The following is an 18185-nucleotide window of genomic DNA, read 5'->3' as shown; positions in this document are numbered from 1 at the left end:
AGGGGGGGGGGGGGGGGGGTGGGGGGGGGGGGGGGGGCGGCCGGGGGGGGGCCCGGGGGGGGCCCGGGGGGGGGGGGGGGGGGGGGGGGGGGGGGGGGGGGGTCCCCCCCCCACCCCCGGTGTCGCTCGCGTGCCCGGAGGGCTCAGGCGGCCTCGACGTGTTCGACCGCGGGGGCCGAGCCGGGGAGGGGGCGGCCGGCCGACTCCTTCATGAACCACACCGCCGCGCCGCCGATCACGGCCGCGGCCATCATGTAGTAGGCGGGCATCATCATGTTGCCCGTCGCCCCGATCAGCGCCGTCACCACCAGCGGCGTCGTGCCGCCGAAGAGGGACACGGAGACGTTGAAGCCGATCGACAGCGAGCCGTAGCGCACCCGCGTCGGGAACAGCGCGGGCAGGGCGGACGGCATCGACGCGGTGAAGCAGACCAGCAGCAGGCCCAGTGCGGCCATGCCGAGACCGATGGCGAGCAGGCTGCCCTGGCGGATCAGCAGCAGCGCCGGGACGGACAGGAGGAGGAAGCCCGCGCAGCCCGCGGCGATCACGGGACGGCGCCCGACCCGGTCGGTGAGCGCGCCCGCGAACGGCTGCACGATCATCATCAGCGCCATCACGGCCAGCACGACCAGCAACCCGTGCGTCTCGTCGTACTTCAGCTCGCTCGTCAGGTAGCTCGGCATGTACGACAGCAGCATGTAGTCGGTGACGTTGAAGACCAGCACCAGGCCGACGCACAGCAGCAGCGACTTCCACTGGCCCGTGATCATGTCCCGCAGCGGCACGCGGGGACGCGAGGCCTCCGCCTTCTCGACCTCGGCGGCGAACGCCGGGGTCTCCTCCAGCCGCATCCGCAGGTACAGCCCGATGATGCCCATCGGTCCGGCGATCAGGAACGGGATGCGCCAGCCCCACGAGGTGAGGTCGCCGTCGGACAGCAGCGCCGTCATCAGGGTCACCAGTCCCGCGCCGCCGATGTAGCCGGCGAGCGTGCCGAACTCCAGCCAGCTTCCCAGGAACCCGCGCCGCTTGTCCGGCGCGTACTCGGCGATGAACGTGGACGCGCCCGCGTACTCACCGCCGGTCGAGAAGCCCTGCACCAGGCGGGCCACCAGCAGCAGCACCGGCGCCCACACGCCGATCGTCGCGTAGGACGGGATCAGGCCGATGGCGAACGTGCCCGCCGCCATCATGATCATCGTGACGGCGAGGACCTTCTGCCGTCCGACCCGGTCGCCGAGCGGGCCGAAGACCATGCCGCCGAGCGGGCGGACCAGGAACGCCGCGGCGAAGGCGCCGAAGGTGGAGAGCAGCTGGGCGGTCGGGTTGCCCGAGGGGAAGAAGACCTTGCCGAGGGTGACGGCGATGTAGCTGTAGACGCCGAAGTCGAACCACTCCATGGCGTTGCCGAGTGCCGCGGCCTTCACGGCGCGCCTGACGAGGGCGGGGTCAGTGGCGGTGACGCCTGAGCCGGACGCTGACGCGCCGGAACGGGCCGGCTTCTCGAGGGACAGGGGGGATGCGACGGTGGCAGCCGACAAAACTCCGCTCGCCTACCTTTCGACGGGGACAGGGACACCGCGACCCGCACGGCGGCACTGTCGCCGGGCCGGAAGGAACCCGCGGCAACGCGCCACAGGCCGAAAAGCGACCATAGGCGGTGATGCGGCCCTTACGCCCGGTAAGCTGTTCGTTGCACAGTGCATCAATATGACGTGCACGCAGGGACGTCTCTTCGGTACGGAGCGAGTCCCGCGCCTCTGACCTGTGATCCTTCTCGCTCCGGCCGGGGTGGCGACGGACCTCGGGAAGGTGGCGAGAGGCACCCCGAGCAGGACCGGACTATCGTCATGCGGACAAAAGGCGGCCAAAAGGCCGGCCGGCGGCGGACGACGCGGGTGGCGGTCAGGTGGATCGGGGGTCGCCTGCGTCTCCCCCAGGGGGCGGTGCGAGCCCCATAGGGTTCGCAAGGACAGCACCGCGCACACGGGCGCGCGGACGAGCGGGGCGGGAGGCCGCGGGGCGTGGCGAATGCGGAGCACAGTGGACGGCCGGCGGAGGCTTTCGGAGCACCGGCCGTCGCGGCGACCAGAGCACGGCTGCGCGCGGCGCGGCTCGGACTGTGGCTGGTCGCCGCCATCCTCGCCGTACGCCAGCTCGCCGCGGTCCTCGGCACCCCGCGCGGGGAACGGCTGACGGACCTGGAGACCTGGGTCGGGGAGCACGGGGTCCTGCACGTGGAGGGCTCGCTCTACGACTCCACGCAGTTCACCGGCACCCCCTTCGTCGGCCTCGTCCTCAAACCCTTCACCCGGGCCGCCGAACAGGCCCTCGGCTGGGGCTGGACCTTCGGCTCGCTGCTGCTGGTGGTGGCCCTCGGCCTGGTCGCCGCCCGCGCCCTGCCCAAGCCGGTCGGCCGCCGCACGGCGCTGCTGGCGGCGCCCGTCGCCGTCAGCCTGCTGATGCTCTCGCTGCCCGTGCGCAACGCGCTGTGGCTCGGGCAGACCAGCATCCTGCCCGTCCTGCTCGTCCTGCTGGGCTGTTTCGCCGTCCGCGGTGAGCACGGCGAACGCGTCGGCGGCGCGCTGATCGGCGTCGCCGCCGCCTTCCAGCCGACCGTGCTCCTGTTCGTGCTCCTCCTCTGGTTCACCGACCGCAGACGGGCCGCCGTGTCCACGGCCGCCGCCTTCGCCGCCTGCACGGCGATCGCCTGGGCGGCGATGGCGCAGGACTCGTACACCTACTGGGTGCACCACCTGGCGGGCGTCGGTCTCGGCGGTGCGGCCGACGACCTCGCCAACCAGTCCCTGCACGGCGCCCTGCTGCGGCTCGGTCTCTCCGGGCCCCTGGAGATCGCCCTCTTCCTCGTCCTCGGCGCCGCCGTCGCCGTCCTCGCGCTGCGCCGCGCCGTGCGCTACGCCCGCGACGGGCAGCTCCTGCTCGCCGTCGCCGTCACCGGCTGCGCGGCGGTCGCCGTGTCGCCGACCACCTGGCAGCACCAGCTGCTGTGGGTGCTGCTCGCGGTCGTCGGCCGGGTCGGCAGGCGCGCCTCCGACCGGTACGTGGGGCCGGTCGCCGTCGTCCTGGTGATGACGCTGCCCGCCAAGATGATGCTGCCGAACATGGCGGCCCTGTTCCCGCTCCGCGACAACGTCGTCCTGCTCGCGGCGCTGGCCGCGGCCGTCCTCGTGCCGTTCCTGCCGCGCACCTCGCCGTACTACGACACCCCCGTCCCGACGAGCTACGCGGCGCCGGTCCCCGCCCGCTTCCGGCACGTCCCCCTGCTGCCCTTCCTGCGCCGCGTCCTCACCCGCCCCAACCTCCTGCTGGAACTCCTCCTCATCCGGGTCACCTACGCCGCCTACTCCAAGGTCCGCCTCGCGGCGACCGGCGGCAGCAACTCGGCCGGCCGGGAGCGGGCGGAGGAGCACGGCCACCAGATCCTCGACCTCGAACGCTTCCTGCACATCGACATCGAGCACGCGGTCAACCACGCGGTGGTGAAGGCCGGCTGGCTGCGGGACTTCTTCGACTTCTACTACACGTCGTTCCACTTCGTCGTCCCGCTGACCGTGCTCGGCGTCCTGTACTGGCGCCGCCCGGTGGACTACCGCTGGGCCCGCGCCTCCCTCGGCTTCGCCACCCTGCTGGCCCTGGTCGGCTTCTGGCTCTACCCGCTGGCCCCGCCGCGCCTGATGCCGGGGCTCGGGATCATCGACACGGTGCACGGCGTGCAGGACTTCTCCAAGCCCGACTACGGCACCCTGACCGCCCTCACCAACCAGTACGCGGCGATGCCGTCGCTGCACTTCGGCTGGTCGCTGTGGTGCGGACTGGCGATCGCGATCATCGCCCCGAAGGCGTGGATGAAGGCGCTCGGCCTGCTCCACCCGCTCTTCACGGTCTCGGCGATCGTGGCGACCGGCAACCACTGGGTGCTGGACGCGGTGGGCGGCGCGCTCGTCGTCGGCGGGGGCTTCGGGCTGACGTACCTGTTCCAGGGACCCCGGGCCAGGACGGTGACCGCCGCGGCGGAGGCTCGGGCCGAGGCCCCCGAGTCCCGTGCCGGGGCCGGGGCCGGCGAGGTCAGCAGCGGTCCGGCGTCGTCGGCGAAGGAAGGTACGCCGAGCTGATCCGGTACTCGCCCGCCGCCGGGACGGTCAGCCGCGTGAACTCGCCGTCCCGGGACAGGCACCCGCCGTCGGCCCGCAGCCACGGCGACCAGGCGACCCTCACGGTGACCGGGCCCGGCCGCTCCGCGCGCAGCACGAGGTCGGCGCCGGACGTCGTCACGACGGTGCCGGGCGTCGAGACGAGCGGTACGGCGTCCCGCACCCGGTACACCCGCCAGTGCTCGTCCTGCCAGACCGGCTCCAGCCACCCGGGCCGCAGCTCCGGTTCGCGCACGAGCGCCGCCTCGGCCTCGGCGGGGCCGTCCGGCCTGCCGAGCGGCAGCACGACGAGGCCGACGGCCCAGCGGTCCAGCCAGGCCCGGTAGGTGGCCGCGGAGAAGCTGCCGTCGTAGAAGAGGCGGCCGCGTTCCACGTCGAGCTGCCGGTTCCAGCCGCGGGCGAGATTGACGTGCGGGGCGAGTCCGACGGCCTCGCGGTGGTTGCGGGCGGGCACGACCTCGACGCGGGTGCGGTCGGCACCGAGCCCGTCCAGCGCCCGGACCAGCCCATCGGTTTCGGCGGCCCAGGCGGGCACCTCCGTCGACACCCGCAGATCGTCCACGGTCTTCTTCCCCACCCACCCGACGGACCAGACGAGCGCGACGACCAGCAGGGCGCTCGTGACGCGCCGCAGCCGGCCCACGGCGAGCAGGGCGGCGAGCAGCGCGGCGGGCGCGAACAGTTCGACGAAGCGCTCGACGTTCGTCCCGACGGGCGAGGCGATGAGGTACGTCAGCACCGTCCCGACCGCGTACACGGCCCCGCTCCACCGCGCCACCCGCCAGGCGCGCGGCGCCAGCACGGTGACGGCCAGCCCGAGCACGACGGGCGGCCAGATCCGGTCCGCGGGCATCGGCTGCTCCCCGGTGAAGGGGAAGAACAGCGTGGTGATCCCGACGACGGCGGCGGGCGGCACGAGCAGGACCAGCGCCCGCCCCCAGTCCCGCACCAGCAGGAACCCGGCCCCGACGACGGCCAGGAACAGCCCGGCCACCGGGGAGGCCATGGTGGCGAGCGCGGCGTAGGCGGCGGCGAGGGCGAGCCGCCGCTCGCGGACCAGGGGCACGCACGCGGCCAGCCCGAAGGCGATCCCTAGGGCGAAGGTGGTCCGCCCGGAGGCGACGTTGCACCACAGGCCGAGCGAGGCGAGCAGCGCGGGCCACAGGGGCCGGCGCACCCCCGTCCGCCTGATCAGCACGGCCGCCAGCCAGCCGGCCGCCAGCCCGGACGCCACGGTGACCGTGCGCACGCCGAACGCGGCCATCAAGTACGGGGATATCAGGCTGTAGTTGGCGGTGTGCATCCCGCCGTACCAGAACAGCCCGTACGCCGATCCGCCGTGCCGCGCCGCGAAGTCCGCCCACGCGTCCTGCGCGGCGAGGTCGCCGCCGCCGGTGGCGAGGAAAGCCCACCACAGCCCGTACAGGGGCAGGGTGGGCAGCGTGGCGAGCAGCGGGACGCGAAGCCGGTGCCAGAGGGCGCGCGGCGCGGCGTCCGGGCGTCTGTCCGACCGCTGGTCGGGCCGGGAGACGGTGAGATCGGCAGGGACCACGGTCGGGGTTTCCGTTCGGCTTCGTCAGGCGCGCCCGGTGCGGACACACGTGCGAAGACGATAAATCGAACAGAAACGTTGACCTGACCCGGCCCCGGGTCAATCGGCCGTTGCGGAGGCCCAGTCGAGGAAGGCGACGAAGGTGGCGGGGGCGAGGGCCAGGACGGGCCCCGCCGGGTCCTTGGAGTCGCGGACGGCGACGACGGCGGGCAGTTCGGCGACCTCGACGCAGTTCCCGCCCTGGTCGCTGCTGTAGCTGGACTTACGCCAGTGGATCCCCGTCAGAGTCGGCTTGCTCCCCATAGCGTTCCTCCATCAAGCGCCGGATCAGCTCCGCCGATTCCCTGAGGGAGAGCGCGGATGCCTGGAGATGATCGTATCGGAGTGAGCAGTTTTTGACGGTGTCCGGGTTGGCCGTCGGATGCCCACTTCCGTATCCCTCGGTGTAGACAATGGCTGGGTCGCTCGCGAAGCGGTAGAGGTCGAATGAGCCTGTGAGCCCCGCATGCGCTCCCGCCGAGAACGGCAGTACCTGGATGTTGACCCGAGGGCTGCTCTCGAAGGCCAACAGATGGGCCAGTTGCTCCCGCATGACGCTCCGGCCGCCGATCTCCTGGCGCAGTGCGGCCTCGCTGAGCACGGCCCAGAAGACCGGTGGCTCCTCCTTCTCGAAGATTGCCTGGCGGGCGATCCGCACGGCGGTGCGGTCGTCGAGGTTGCTCCGGTCCAGCGCGCCCAGAACGGCACGCGCATACGCCTTGGTCTGCAGAAGGCCGTGGACCATGTGGGTCTCGAACGAGTAGATCTCGGTGGCCCTCGCCTGCAACTCGGCGACTTGTTGGAACCAGGCCGGTTGCTGACTGCGCATCACCAGCGTGACCAGCCGGGACAGTAACCCGCCCGTCCCCAGTGCCGCGTCCACCCGCTCGCTGAACTCCGGCGTCGGCAGCTTCCGTGCCGTCTCGATCTGGCCGACCAGGGAGCCGGTGTAGTTCACGATGTCGCCGAGCTGCCGTTGGGTCAGGCCGGCGGCTTCCCGGTACCGGCGAAGCTCGAAGCCGTAGTAGTCGAGCGGTGAGGCACCCGGGTCGAGGATGCTGACGTGGGTCACGCAGAGGCCCCTCTCGCGCAACTCGGCCCACTGCGGGACCGGTTGTATTCGTCCGGTAGCCCACGGTAGTCGTCCGACGTCAGGCTCGTGCCGTGAACGACTACTTTCCCCCGACCCTCGTGGGTCACTGCCCGGACCAGTACACGATGCGCTTCACCGCCGGCGCGCACTCGGCCCGGCACGTCCGGCGGATCGTCCGCTCCTACCTGGCCGAGTGGGAGCTCGCCGGGCTGACCGACGCGGTGGAACTGGGGGTGACGGAACTGCTGGCCAACGTCGTGCGCCACGTCCCGGACCGCCGCTGCACCCTGCTGTTGCTGCGGTTGGCGGACGGGTCCGGCGTGCGTGTGGAGGTGACCGACGGCAGTGCGCGACGCCCGCGCCTGGCCGACGAGGTGCCCGACGACGCCGAGGGCGGGCGCGGCCTGGTGCTGCTGGACGCGGTGGCCGACAAGTGGGGCGTGAGCCCGGGCCCGGGGCGTGGCAAGACCGTGTGGTTCGAGTGCGAAGGGGCGTCCCCCGCCCCGGGAGCGGGGGACGCCGGGTGATCACACCGTCGCGGTGTGCCCGGTGATCGGGCAGGTGCCGGCCGCCGCCGTCGCGGCGAAGCCGGCCGTCTTCGCGACGGGAGCCGTACCGCCGATCTGCTGGAGGATCTCGTCGGAGAGGAGGTCCTCCTTGCCCTTGAGGGCGTCGGCGACCTTGAGGTCGGTGTTGAAGACCATCTCGGCTGCGACGTTGTCCTGGACGATGCGCGCCAGGTTGTCCAGGGCCACGGCGATCGGGTCCGAGGGGGTCTCCACGGTCGGCAGGTCGATCAGGTGGGTGTCGACCTTCGCCTGGTTCATGGTGCGGCGGATGATGATGGACGCCTGGTTCAGCTCGGCCGTGGTCCAGATCGACAGCACCGTGACGTAGAGGTTGCTCCACGCCGTCTCGCCGATCAGCGTGCGCCACCGCTTCATGAGGCCCTCGATGCCGGTGATCTGCGCGGTGGCGGCGAAGGTCATGTTGACGCGGATGGACGGGTAGACCGTGGCGGCGAACCTGTTGAACGACACCATGTCGAACGACTGCGCCTTGACGGACGCGTCGATGAACTTGACGGCCTCGCTCAGAATCTTGTCGCAGGAGTTCTCGAGGTCGAGCGGGAGATTGGCCGTGCCGAGCTTGGTGTACGCCGTCTGGAGCGTCGTCCTGAAGGCGTTCAGGGGGGTGATCCAGCCCTTGTCGCCCGGTGCCTTGGTGACGACCATGTCGAGGTCGTGCGGGTCGATGCGCTCGGCGTTCGCGATGTTGGGGACCTGGTCGCTGAGGTAGGAGGCGAGGACCGAGAAGAGGCCCAGGGGGACGTGGGCGATCGACTTGGCCAGCTCGAAGTACTCCGGCACCGGGTCGACGGTCTCGACCTGCTTGCCGTTGTTGATCAGCGTGAAGCGTCCGCCGACCGCGTTGTTCGAGACGACGACGACCGGGCTGAGCTGGGTGGTCAGTTCGCTCTTGAGAGTCGCGTAGTTGGCGCGCATCTTGGCGTTGACGGCGCGTATCGCGTCGCGAGCGGCCTTCTGGTCGGTCGCGGTGGTGCCGGTGGTGGCCGCCGAGGCGGTGGAGGCGGTCTGGCCCGTGAGTAACGTAGCCGCCCCGACGGCCGACGCGGTGCCCAGAAATCCTCTACGTGTTGCCATGCCCCGTTTTCCTGCTTTCTTGGGTGAATGAAAGTGCCTTGTGGCGTGGGGGGAACAGCGTGGGGGGAGATCAGGGTGGGGGGAGGTGGGGGGGAAGTCTCAGGTCAGGGACTTCTGCGACGGGACCACGACTCCGTAGAGATCCTGGACCGTGGCGAGAGCGGCCTCGTGGACCTGCTGCGCGGGAATGCCGTTCGGGTTGCCATTCAGGGGCAGCGGCCGGGTCGCGGAGGCGTCGGCCACCACGGTCGGCTTGTTGCCGTTGAGGAAGGCGCCCTGGGTGGTGAACAGCGTGCACATGTTGGTCATGAAGCCCGCGATGATGACGTTCTCACGGCCGGCCTTCTTCACCTGCGCGGCGAGGTCGGTGCCGTGGAAGCCGTTCGGGACGCTCTTCTCGACGACGGGCTCGCCCTCGGCCGGCTTGAGCGCGGGGATGATCTGGCCCGCCTTCGACTTCAGGTCGTAGCCCTTGTCGACGATGTGGATGACGGGCGTGCCCGCCGCGCGGGCCCGCTTCAGGAGCGCCGCGGCGTTGTCCACCGCCGGCTTCCAGCCGTCGAGCTCCATCACACCCTCGGTGTAGGTGTTCTGGTAGTCGACGAGGATGAGCGTCGCGTCGGAGAGGGTGGCCGGGGTCTCGTCCAGGCCGTTGAGCTTCCGCAGCGTCGTGGTGTCCTTCGCGACGTTCACCGCGGTGGTGGCGGAGGCCGACGGCTCGCCCTTGGGGGAGGCGGCCTCGGACTCGCCGCCGCACGCGGTGGCGGTGACCGCGAGAACGGCGGCGGCACCGAGCGCGACGGCCGGGCGGAGCAGCCTCATCAGACGATCTCCTTCTGCGACGGAACGACGACGCCGTACAGGTCGGCGATGGTGGCGAGGGCGCTGTTGTGCACCTGGCGGGCGTCCACCTCGGTGCCGGCGACCGGCAGGGCACGGGTGGCGCTGGCGTCGGCCACCACGGTGGGGCGGTTGCCGCGCAGGAAGGCGCCCTGGGCGGTGAAGGCCACGCACATGTGCGTCATGAACCCGGCGATGACGAGGTCGGTCTTGCCGGCCGCGTCGACGTGCTGGTCGAGGTCCGTGCCGACGAAGGCGTTCGGGACCTTCTTGACGACGACGGGCTCGCCGTCGACGGGCGCGACGCTCGGGTGGATCTGCCCGATCTCGGCCCGGAGGTCGTACGGCGTGCCCTCGCCGCCGTCGTTGACGACGTGGATGACCTTCGTGCCCGCCTCGCGGGCCCGGGCCAGCAGCTCGGCGGCGGCGTCCAGCGCCTCCCGCCAGCCGTCCAGTTCCATGACGCCGGTCGTGTAGGTGTTCTGGTAGTCGACGAGGACCAGCGTGGACTCGGCGAGCTTCGCCGGGGTCTCGTCGAAGCCGTTGAGCTCGCGCAGCGTCGTTCTGGGCATGGGGGGACCACCTGAATTCGCTTGGAGGGGGAGGCAGTTCACCGGTGCGGTGACCTGCGCCTACGACGCTACGGCCACCGCCTCGTGTCGGCAATGTCATCTAACATGCAGATACCGACATGGCAGTTGCCGAGCATGGGGGGTTCCGTGAGCACCGTCGGACGACTGATCGTCATCGTCCTCTTCGAGGACGTCGACCTGCTAGACGTCACCGGACCACCGGAGGTGTTCTCCCTCGCGCGCCGCGAGACGGACGAGGCGGCGGGCTACGACGTCGTCCTCGCCGCGGAGACCATGGACCCGGTCACCACCGGCGCCGGGGTGCGGGTCCTGCCCGACACCACCTTCGACGCACTGGCCACGAAGAGCATCGACACCCTGATCGTGCCCGGCGCCGTCCAGGTGGACGACCAGCGCCGCGTCCACCCGCTCACCGACCCCGCCGTGGTGGAGCGGGTACGGCAACTCGCCGTCCGCACCCGGCGGGTCACCTCCGTCTGCGTCGGGGCGCACATCCTCGCCGCCGCCGGACTCCTCGACGGCAAGCGCGCCACCACGCACTGGTCGACCGCGCAGCAGCTCGCCGCCGAGCACCCGGCCATCGAGGTCGACGCCGACCCGATCTTCATCCGCGAGGGCGACGTCTGGACGGGCGCGGGGATCAGCGCCTGCCTCGACCTCTCCCTTGCGCTCATCGCCGACGACCTCGGCGAGGCCGTCGCGCTGCGCGTCGCCCGGCAGCTCGTGATGTACCTGAAACGGCCCAGCGGGCAGAGCCAGTTCAGCGTCCCGCTGGAGCAGGTCTCCGCGACCCGGCGCATCGAGGACCTCCGCCACCACATCATGCGGCACATCGCCGAGCCCCTCACGGTCGCGGATCTCGCCGCGTGCGCCCACGTCAGCGACCGGCAGCTCACCCGGATCTTCAAGAACGAACTCGGCACCACCCCGCACGCCTACATCGAGTCGGCCCGCGTCGAGGTGGCGCGCCACCGGCTCGAATCCACCGACGCCACCCTGGAACGGATCGCCTCCGCCTGCGGATTCGGCACCGTCGACACCCTGGTCAGGGCCTTCCGCCGCCGCCTCGACACGACCCCGACCGAGTACCGGCGCCGGTTCCGGACCGTGCCGGCACCGACGCGCTGACGCCGGCCGGCGGCTCGGCCGGACGCACGAAGGCGGCGGCCCCGGGGATCGGGGGGCCGCCGCCTTCGGTCTGTGGGGGCCGGTCAGTACCAGCCGTTGGTGCGGGGCATAGGCGCCTGGCGACCGCTCCAGAGAAACAGGCGGGGAAGACGTCCGCAAACCCCCCTTTACTAGTGCTGGTCGCACAGGAGGCGAAGGTCCACCGTGTGATCTGGGCCGCAAAGCCCAGGTCGGAGGGGTGGGGGAGCGAGTGTGCCGACCCGGCGCGTCTACTAACGCGCTTAGGGGAGGACCAACGGCCTGTGGGGTGGTTCACCTCCGCGGCGCGTCGAACGTGACCGGCGTCTCGAAGGCCGCCCTGCGCGTGGCGCGGCGCAGCGCCTTCAGCACCGGCGCACCGAGCGCGAGGGTGAGCACCACCGTCATGGCGGCCCGGCCACCGTCCCAGCCGAGGGAGGTGGCCAGGCAGTAGGCGACGAAGCGGGCCAGGTTGTCGGGGACCGACGCGTCGGGGTCGAAGGCGATGTTCGAGGCGAGCGTGTTCATGAACGTCCAGCCCGCCAGGTTCATCACGGTGCCGTAGGCGAACGCGGCCAGGAACCCGTACCCGGCGAGCAGGAGCAGCTCCGCCCGGCCGCGCAGCCGGTCCGGGAACGGCAGCAGGCCGGCGCCCATCGTGAACCAGCCCATCGACAGCATCTGGAACGGCATCCACGGCCCCACCCCGCCCGTGAGCAGCGCGGACGCGAACATCGTGACCGAGCCGAGGACGAAGCCGAAGCCCGGGCCGAGGACCCGGCCGCTGAGGACCATCAGGAAGAACATCGGCTCCAGACCGGCCGTCCCCGCGCCGATCGGGCGCAGTGCCGCGCCCGCCGCCGCCAGGACGCCGAGCATCGCCACGGCCTTGGGACCGAGACCCGACTCCGAGATCGTCGCCGCCACCACCGCCACCAGCAGCACCAGCACGCCCGCGAACAGCCACGGGGCGTCCTGGGCATGGGCGTTCACCGAGGCGTCCGGCGGGGCGAGGAAGGGCCAGCCGAAGCCCGCCACGCCCACCGCGCTGACCAGGACCAGGGCGGCGACGGAACGGGGGCCGAGGCGGACGGCACGGGCCTGGCGCTGCGGTGCGGCGGGTTCGGTGTCCGGGTGCGCGCCGCTCACGACAGTGCCTCCCGCACCTGCGTCACCGTCAGCCACTTCTGCGGTGCCAGGACCTTCGCGACCTGCGGCGCGAAGGACGGGGACGCCACCACCACGTCCGCCGCCGGGCCGTCGGCGATCACCTCGCCCTCGGCCAGCAGCACGACCCGGTCGGCCAGCTCGGCCGCCAGCTCCACGTCGTGGGTGGCCAGCACGATCGCGTGACCGTCGGCCGCCAGGGAGCGCAGGATGCGGGCCAGCCGGGCCTTCGCCGCGTAGTCCAGGCCGCGCGTCGGCTCGTCCAGGAGGAGGAGCGGAGGGCGGGCGGCCAGCACGACGGACAGGGCCAGGGTCAGGCGCTGGCCCTCCGAGAGGTCGCGGGGGTGGGTGTCGTCGGTGACGCCGGGGAGCAGCTCGGTGAGGAGGGCGCGGCAGGTGCCGGGCGCCGCATCCGCGTCCCGGTCGGCGGCGGCGCACTCGGCGGCGACCGTGTCGGCGTACAGCAGGTCGCGCGGCTCCTGCGGGACCAGGCCGACACGGCGCACCAGCTCACGCGGGGGCGTGCGGTGCGGCACGGCGTCGCCGGCGCGGACCGAACCGGCGGACGGTTCGACCAGGCCGACGAGCGCGGAGAGGAGGGTGGACTTCCCGGCGCCGTTGCGGCCCATCAGGGCGACCGTCTCGCCGGGGGAGACCGTGAGGCCGACGTCGCGCAGTGCCTGGACGCGGCCGCGCCGGACGGCGAGGGAACGGACCTCGGCGGCGTACGGGGAGGGGGTGGCGTCCGGGGGCCGCCTGCGAAGCGGCCAGCGGGAGGCGGGCGCGGGCCGGGGCGCGGGGAGCACGGAGGCCGAGGGGGCGCGTTCGGGAGGCCGCAGGCCGGCCAGCCGCTCCCGCAGCGGGGCAGCGCGGCGGCGGGCGTCCCGGATCGTCAGCGGCAGCGGGGACCAGCCCGCCAGCCGGCCCAGGTCCACCACCGGCGGGAACACCGGGGACACCGCCATGACCTCCGCGGGGGAGCCGATGACCGGTGCCGCACCCGGGGACGGGAGCAGGACGACCTGGTCGGCGTACTGGATGACCCGTTCCAGGCGGTGCTCGGCCATCAGGACCGTCGTACCGAGGTCGTGGACCAGGCGCTGGAGGACCGCCAGGACCTCCTCCGCGGCGGCGGGGTCGAGGGCGGAGGTCGGCTCGTCCAGGACCAGGACGTCGGGGTGCGGGGTGAGGACGCTGCCGATGGCGACGCGCTGCTGCTGGCCGCCGGAGAGCGTGGCGATGGGGCGGGCGCGCAGGTCGTACAGGCCCAGCAGGTCGAGGGTCTCCTCGACGCGGCGGCGCATCACGTCGGGGGCGAGGCCCAGGGACTCCATGCCGTAGGCGAGTTCGTCCTCGACGGTGTCCGTCACGAAGTGGGACAGCGGGTCCTGGCCTACCGTGCCGACCACGTCGGCGAGTTCGCGCGGCTTGTGGGCACGGGTGTCGCGGCCGGCCACGGTGACCCGGCCGCGCAGGGTGCCGCCGGTGAAGTGCGGCACGAGGCCGCCGACCGCGCCGAGCACGGTCGACTTGCCGACGCCGGACGGGCCGGCCAGCAGCACGAGTTCGCCCTCGGGGACCTCGAAGTCCACGCCGCGGACGGTGGGTTCGGCTACTCCGTCGTAGGTCACGGAGACGTCCTCGAAGCGGATCACGACGGCTCCTTGGCGGGGGTGGAGGTGGGGGCGGGGACGGGTGCGGGTGCGGACACGGGGTCGGGGGCCGGGGTGACGAACGCCGGGAGCAGGCCGACGAGCACGGCCGCCGCCGGCCACAGCGGCAGCGACGGCGCGACCAGCGGGACCACGCCCGGGTGCAGCGCCGCCGGGTCGCGGGAAGCGGCGACGGACATCAGGGCCGCGACCGCGACGCCGGACGCGGTGACCAGCCAGGCGCGGGCGTCCCAGCGGTCGGGGCGGTAGCGGGTGCGCGGGGTCCGCCGGCCGCCGAGCCACAGTCCCGCGAGCGCGGCGGCGAGCCCGGCGACCAGCACGGGGATGCCGTACGTGCCGCCGGCGGCGGTCAGCACGCCGTACGTCCCCGCGCAGACGCCGAGCAGGCCGCCGAGGGTGAGGGCGGCGGTGGTGCGGCGTACGGCGGCGGGGACGTGGGCCGTCCGGCCGTAGCCGCGGGCGTCCATCGCGGCGGCGAGGGCGACGGAGCGCTCCAGGGCGCCCTCCAGGACGGGGAGTCCGACCTGGAGCAGGCCGCGTACGCCCTTGTCGGGGCGGCCTCTGAGGCGGCGGGCGGCGCGGAGGCGGGTGGCGTCGGCGATGAGGTTCGGGGCGAAGGTGAGGGCCACGACGACGGCCACGCCCATCTCGTACAGGGCGCCGGGGAGGGACTTGAGGAGGCGGGAGGGGTTGGCGAGGGCGTTCGCGGCGCCGACGCAGACGAGGAGCGCGGCGAGCTTCATCGCGTCGTACAGCGCGAAGGCGAGGCCCTCGGCGGTGACCCGGCCGCCGAGGCGGATGCCCTGCGCCCAGTGGGGGAGGGGGACTTCGGGGAGGGTGACGAGGGTGTGGGTGCCGGGGATGGGGGAGCCGAGGATCGTGGTGAAGGCGAGGCGGATGAGGAGGACGGCGAGGGCGAGCTTGACGAAGGCGCCGTAGGAGCGGGACCAGGGGGCGTGGGGGCGGCGGGCGATGACGACGTAGGCGGAGACGGCGACGAGGAGGGCGAGGAGGAGGGGGTTGGTGGTGCGGGTGGCGGCGGTGCCGAGGGCTAGCGCCCAGAGCCACCAGGCGCCGGGGTGTACGGGTGCGGGGCGCTGGTGGCGGCGGGGGGTGCGTGCTCCGGGCGCCGGTCGCGGGGTGGCGGGACGTGGGTGCCGGCGGTGGGTGGGGGCGCTCGCCGGCGCTGACGGGGTGCCGCCTGCGCCCACCCGTGCCGCCCCAGCGGCACGACTGCCCGCAGGCTGGGGCGGATGGGTGGGCTGTGCGGCGCCGCTGTCCTTGGGGTGGGTCTCGTCAGGAGTTGGCATTTCTGCGCCGCCTTGACTGCCAGGCTGCTGCCGCGCCCAGGAACGCGACGATCGCGATGCCCGTGACGAGGCCGGTCTTCGGGCCGCCGTCGTCCTGCGCGGGCTTCTGCTCCGGGGCCGCGGTGGTCGTCGGGTCCTGCTGCGACACCTGCTCCCCGCACCCCGTCCTCGGGTAGCCCGCGATGGCGCACAGCAGGGCGTTGGTGTCGTAGCGGAGGGGGCCGGCGACCGCGGCCAGGGCGTCGGCCGTCGTCGCGTCGGAGGCGACCCGGGCGCAGGCCGTGCGGCCCCCGGGCGGGGTCTCTCCGGACGGGGCGTCGGACGCCGTACCGAAGTCCAGGACGAGCGCCACCCGCTTCCTGCCGTCCTGCGCGGGCGTCTTCGCGCAGATCGTCGCGAAGTCCGCCGTGCCGCGCGGCTGGGCCGCGTCGCCGGAGTCCTCGCTCACCGAGAAGCGGAAGCCCTGGACGTCGCCGTCGGAGGGGCGGGCCATCGAGGGGCCCTGCGTGGCGTACGTCCACTGGTCGCCGGCGCGGTCCCAGAAGGACCAGTAGCGGTAGCCGGTGGCCTGCGCCTGGCCCGCGCCCGCGACGAGCACGAGCCCGGCCAGCAGCAGAAGGGCGAAGCGGCGTATCACGGCTGCTGCTTCCGGTTGCGGCCGCTGAGGACGAAGCCGATGCCGATGCCGAAGACGAGGCAGACGCCGACGAACCACCAGACGCCGAAGGGGGAGTCGTCCTTCTCGTCCTTCGCCTCGTCCTTCTTCTCGTCCGAGCCGGTGGCCCGGTCGGTCGCCTTGACGCCCTGAGGGGCCGGGCCCGTGGCGTTGAGCTGCTCGACCAGGTCGGCGCCGCCGAAGGCGCGGGGGTCGGTGCCCGTGGCGTGCGCGGCGAAGATCAGCTGGGCGTAGGCGGCGGGACCGCTCTGCTTCGCCCAGGCGGTGGTGTTCTTCTCCAGCCAGGCCAGCGGCTTCGCGGCGCTGCCGGCCCCGCCCTGCGCGGCGAGCGCGACGACGGCGTCGGCGGTGTTGCCGTAGTCGGGCTGGGGGTCGGCGCCGGCGAGCGCGGACGTCAGGTGGCCGTCCTTCGCGACCGCCTGCGCGAGGTGGGCGGCGCCGTTCGCGGCGGCCTGCTCGCGGGTGGGCCTGTCCGCGCCGGCGCAGCCGGTGTCACCGCCCGCCGCCTTGCCGGGCTCGGCGACCAGGCCCTTGCCGAGCGCGCCGAGGACACCGGCGGCGGTCGCGTCGTCGTTGGCGACGAGCTTGCCGTCCTTGTCGGGCTGGAAGGCGAACGCGCCTGTGCCCTTGCTCTCCGAGCAGGGCAGGGCGAACGTCAGCAGGGCGTCGTAGGGGGACTTGCCGTCCTTCGTGACGGTCTCCGGCTTCGTGCCGGTGGCGTTCAGGGCGCCGACGACCACGGAGGTGGAGTTGGCGTCGCTGGGGCCGCCGGGGGTGTAGCCCCAGCCGCCGTCCTTGTTCTGCACGGACTTCAGCCAGGCCAGGGCGTCCTCGACGACGTCACCGTGCCCGCCGACCGCCCACAGCGCCTGGACGGCGGCGGCCGTGCTGTTGGTGTCGACCATGGTCTTGGCGTCGCAGGGCTTGGCGGTGTCGGCGCGGTAGGGCGCGAAGGCGCCGTTGTCGCACTGCTGCCCGGTGAGCCACCGCACGGCCGACGCGGACGGGATCACGCCCACGGTGTCCTGGGCGAGCAGGGCGAGCGACTGGCGCCAGACGCCGTCGTACTGCGGGTCCGCGGTGCCGTACAGCCCGGCGGGCAGGGCGGCGGGGGCGGACGGCGACGGGTCGGCGGCGACCGCGGGCGCGGCGGCGGCGCCGAGCACGGCTATGGCGGCCAGAGCCGTGGCGCTGCGACGGCGGACGTTCATGATCGGCGGGTGCCTTTCCCTGTGCGGGACCGGACAGCGCGGGGCACCCCCGGCGGCTCGGCCCCGTATGCCTCGACGGTGCCCGTGCGCGGCGGGCGCCGGGCACGTGAGCCGGTCACAGTCCCGCCCCGGGGCGATCCGGCTCACCGCCCGGGACGGACGGCTCACGGTTGCGGGTCAGCGCCGGAATTGCACCGGCTTCCCCCCGTACGGGTGTGATGACGACGCCGCCACTTTACCCGGCCGTAAGAAGGCGGAGGCGGGGCGCCTAGCGCGGCTCGGCGGGCGCCCCGGCCTCCGTCAGGTCGATCAGGCGGCAGGCCGTGTCGATGTCGACTTTCACCTGGGCGAAGGAGGCGCGGCCCGACAGCCAGGTGATCAGCGTGGAGTGCCAGGTGTGTTCGATGACACGGACCGCGGAGAGCTGTTCCGGGGTCGGGTGGTCCAGGCCGCCCATCGCCTCCAGGATGATCGCCGTGGTCTGGCGGGAGACCTGGTCGACCTCCGGGGAGACGCTGCGGTCGGCGAAGGTCAGGGCGCGGGCCATCGCCTCGGCGAGCTGCGGCTCGCGCTGGAGGGCGCGGAAGGCCCGCATCAGGGTCTGGGCCACCCGCTCCGCCGCCGTCTCGCCGGTCGGCGGCTGCTTGCGCAGCGTCGCGTGCAGGTGCTCCAGCTGGTCCTGCATGGTCGCGACCAGCAGGTGGACCTTGGACGGGAAGTAGCGGTACAGCGTGCCGAGGGCGACCTGCGAGGACTCGGCGACCTCCCGCATCTGGACCGCGTCGAAACCGCCCCGGCCGGCCAGCCGGGCGCTCGCCTGCAGGATGCGGCGGCGGCGTGCCTCCTGCCGTTCCGTCAGGGGCGGGGAGGACGCGGAGCGGCGCACCATGTTGTCCACCTTGGTCACCTTCTTCCCCTCGCCCGGCCCGGCGGCCGTCCCGTCCTGGCCGCCGTCGTGGCGTGAATCACCTGATCCACTCGTCACAGCGCCCCTACCTGCCGGTAGATTCGGAGCCTCTGACGATCAAGTCTGAAACTTGTTCTAGATT

The 18185-nt window shown here is 73.0% G+C and carries 16 protein-coding genes and 1 riboswitch; of the genes, 3 read left to right on the top strand and 13 right to left on the bottom strand.

All coding sequences use genetic code 11. The features are described 5' to 3' along the window. Nucleotides 1-143: 143 nt before the first annotated feature. Nucleotides 144-1541, bottom strand: coding sequence for a glycine betaine/L-proline transporter ProP (gene proP, locus ACGF3H_RS02730; protein WP_362499942.1), 1398 nt, complete (start codon nt 1539-1541; stop codon nt 144-146). A 483-nt stretch (nt 1542-2024) separates the two neighbouring features. On the opposite strand from proP, the gene ACGF3H_RS02725 reads away from it, so the two are divergent. Then, entirely contained in the window at nt 2025-4133 is a 2109-nt protein-coding gene (locus ACGF3H_RS02725; protein ID WP_362499943.1) for a phosphatase PAP2 family protein, read from the top strand. Here ACGF3H_RS02725 and ACGF3H_RS02720 read toward each other — a convergent pair. From ACGF3H_RS02720 to ACGF3H_RS02710, 3 genes are all read right to left on the bottom strand, one after another. Further along, nucleotides 4087-5724 (bottom strand): hypothetical protein, encoded by a 1638-nt coding sequence (locus ACGF3H_RS02720; RefSeq protein WP_362499944.1) that lies wholly within the window; start codon nt 5722-5724, stop codon nt 4087-4089. The two genes, ACGF3H_RS02725 and ACGF3H_RS02720, sit on opposite strands and share 47 nt — an antisense overlap. A 99-nt stretch (nt 5725-5823) precedes the next feature. Beyond that, complete coding sequence (locus tag ACGF3H_RS02715; protein WP_362499945.1) at nt 5824-6027, bottom strand: DUF397 domain-containing protein; 204 nt, start codon at nt 6025-6027, stop codon at nt 5824-5826. Next, nucleotides 5987-6835, bottom strand: coding sequence for a helix-turn-helix transcriptional regulator (locus ACGF3H_RS02710; RefSeq protein WP_362499946.1), 849 nt, complete (start codon nt 6833-6835; stop codon nt 5987-5989). The genes ACGF3H_RS02715 and ACGF3H_RS02710 overlap by 41 nt, the downstream gene beginning before the upstream one ends. A 92-nt stretch (nt 6836-6927) precedes the next feature. Between ACGF3H_RS02710 and ACGF3H_RS02705 the strand changes: the two genes are divergently transcribed. Continuing rightward, a complete protein-coding gene (locus ACGF3H_RS02705) occupies nt 6928-7383 on the top strand; it encodes an ATP-binding protein (RefSeq protein WP_362499947.1) in 456 nt (151 codons plus the stop codon). Here ACGF3H_RS02705 and ACGF3H_RS02700 read toward each other — a convergent pair whose 3' ends face one another. The 3 genes from ACGF3H_RS02700 to ACGF3H_RS02690 all read right to left on the bottom strand — a co-directional run bounded on the left by ACGF3H_RS02700 (nt 7384) and on the right by ACGF3H_RS02690 (nt 9932). Beyond that, complete coding sequence (locus tag ACGF3H_RS02700) at nt 7384-8520, bottom strand: hypothetical protein (protein ID WP_362499948.1); 1137 nt, start codon at nt 8518-8520, stop codon at nt 7384-7386. It lies immediately after the preceding gene. 99 nt (nt 8521-8619) lie between these two features. After that, nucleotides 8620-9342 (bottom strand): isochorismatase family protein, encoded by a 723-nt coding sequence (locus tag ACGF3H_RS02695; RefSeq protein WP_362499949.1) that lies wholly within the window; start codon nt 9340-9342, stop codon nt 8620-8622. After that, nucleotides 9342-9932 carry a cysteine hydrolase family protein gene (locus tag ACGF3H_RS02690; protein ID WP_362499950.1) on the bottom strand — a complete coding sequence of 197 codons (591 nt, stop codon included), beginning with the start codon at nt 9930-9932 and terminating at the stop codon, nt 9342-9344. Before ACGF3H_RS02690 ends, ACGF3H_RS02695 begins: the two co-directional genes overlap by 1 nt. Before the next feature lie 147 nt (nt 9933-10079). Here ACGF3H_RS02690 and ACGF3H_RS02685 point away from each other — a divergent pair, with 147 nt between their 5' ends. After that, nucleotides 10080-11081: a helix-turn-helix domain-containing protein gene (locus ACGF3H_RS02685; protein WP_362499951.1), complete on the top strand. Its 1002-nt coding sequence runs from the start codon at nt 10080-10082 to the stop codon at nt 11079-11081. A gap of 312 nt (nt 11082-11393) precedes the next feature. Here ACGF3H_RS02685 and ACGF3H_RS02680 read toward each other — a convergent pair whose 3' ends face one another. From ACGF3H_RS02680 to ACGF3H_RS02655, 6 genes are all read right to left on the bottom strand, one after another. Beyond that, entirely contained in the window at nt 11394-12248 is an 855-nt protein-coding gene (locus ACGF3H_RS02680) for an ECF transporter S component (protein ID WP_362499952.1), read from the bottom strand. After that, the gene (locus ACGF3H_RS02675) at nt 12245-13921 is read right to left on the bottom strand and encodes an ATP-binding cassette domain-containing protein (protein WP_362499953.1); all 1677 of its coding nucleotides are present in this window, start codon (nt 13919-13921) and stop codon (nt 12245-12247) included. Before ACGF3H_RS02675 ends, ACGF3H_RS02680 begins: the two co-directional genes overlap by 4 nt. Next, nucleotides 13918-15150 (bottom strand): energy-coupling factor transporter transmembrane component T, encoded by a 1233-nt coding sequence (locus tag ACGF3H_RS02670; RefSeq protein WP_362499965.1) that lies wholly within the window; start codon nt 15148-15150, stop codon nt 13918-13920. Before ACGF3H_RS02670 ends, ACGF3H_RS02675 begins: the two co-directional genes overlap by 4 nt. An 85-nt stretch (nt 15151-15235) precedes the next feature. Then, on the bottom strand, nt 15236-15886 hold the full coding sequence (locus tag ACGF3H_RS02665) for an SCO2322 family protein (RefSeq protein WP_362499954.1): 651 nt from the start codon (nt 15884-15886) through the stop codon (nt 15236-15238). Continuing rightward, nucleotides 15883-17136, bottom strand: coding sequence for a prenyltransferase/squalene oxidase repeat-containing protein (locus ACGF3H_RS02660; RefSeq protein WP_362499955.1), 1254 nt, complete (start codon nt 17134-17136; stop codon nt 15883-15885). Before ACGF3H_RS02660 ends, ACGF3H_RS02665 begins: the two co-directional genes overlap by 4 nt. Before the next feature lie 131 nt (nt 17137-17267). Beyond that, nucleotides 17268-17341, bottom strand: a riboswitch (cobalamin riboswitch). A 63-nt stretch (nt 17342-17404) separates the two neighbouring features. After that, nucleotides 17405-18025 (bottom strand): TetR family transcriptional regulator, encoded by a 621-nt coding sequence (locus tag ACGF3H_RS02655; RefSeq protein ID WP_362499966.1) that lies wholly within the window; start codon nt 18023-18025, stop codon nt 17405-17407. Nucleotides 18026-18185: the final 160 nt, after the last annotated feature.

The organism is Streptomyces sp. NPDC048185, assembly GCF_043202495.1.
Classification (GTDB): Bacteria; Actinomycetota; Actinomycetes; order Streptomycetales; family Streptomycetaceae; genus Streptomyces.
This window is presented reverse-complemented; position numbering and strand designations above follow the sequence as displayed.

What these genes read in the sequence shown, in the direction of transcription:
- ACGF3H_RS02660 (WP_362499955.1), bottom strand. Translation starts at nt 17,136, where the DNA reads ATGAACGTCCGCCGTCGCAGCGCCACGGCTCTGGCCGCCATAGCCGTG.
- ACGF3H_RS02655 (WP_362499966.1), bottom strand. Translation starts at nt 18,025, where the DNA reads ATGGTGCGCCGCTCCGCGTCCTCCCCGCCCCTGACGGAACGGCAGGAG.
- ACGF3H_RS02715 (WP_362499945.1), bottom strand. Translation starts at nt 6,027, where the DNA reads ATGGGGAGCAAGCCGACTCTGACGGGGATCCACTGGCGTAAGTCCAGC.
- ACGF3H_RS02700 (WP_362499948.1), bottom strand. Translation starts at nt 8,520, where the DNA reads ATGGCAACACGTAGAGGATTTCTGGGCACCGCGTCGGCCGTCGGGGCG.
- ACGF3H_RS02690 (WP_362499950.1), bottom strand. Translation starts at nt 9,932, where the DNA reads ATGCCCAGAACGACGCTGCGCGAGCTCAACGGCTTCGACGAGACCCCG.
- ACGF3H_RS02695 (WP_362499949.1), bottom strand. Translation starts at nt 9,342, where the DNA reads ATGAGGCTGCTCCGCCCGGCCGTCGCGCTCGGTGCCGCCGCCGTTCTC.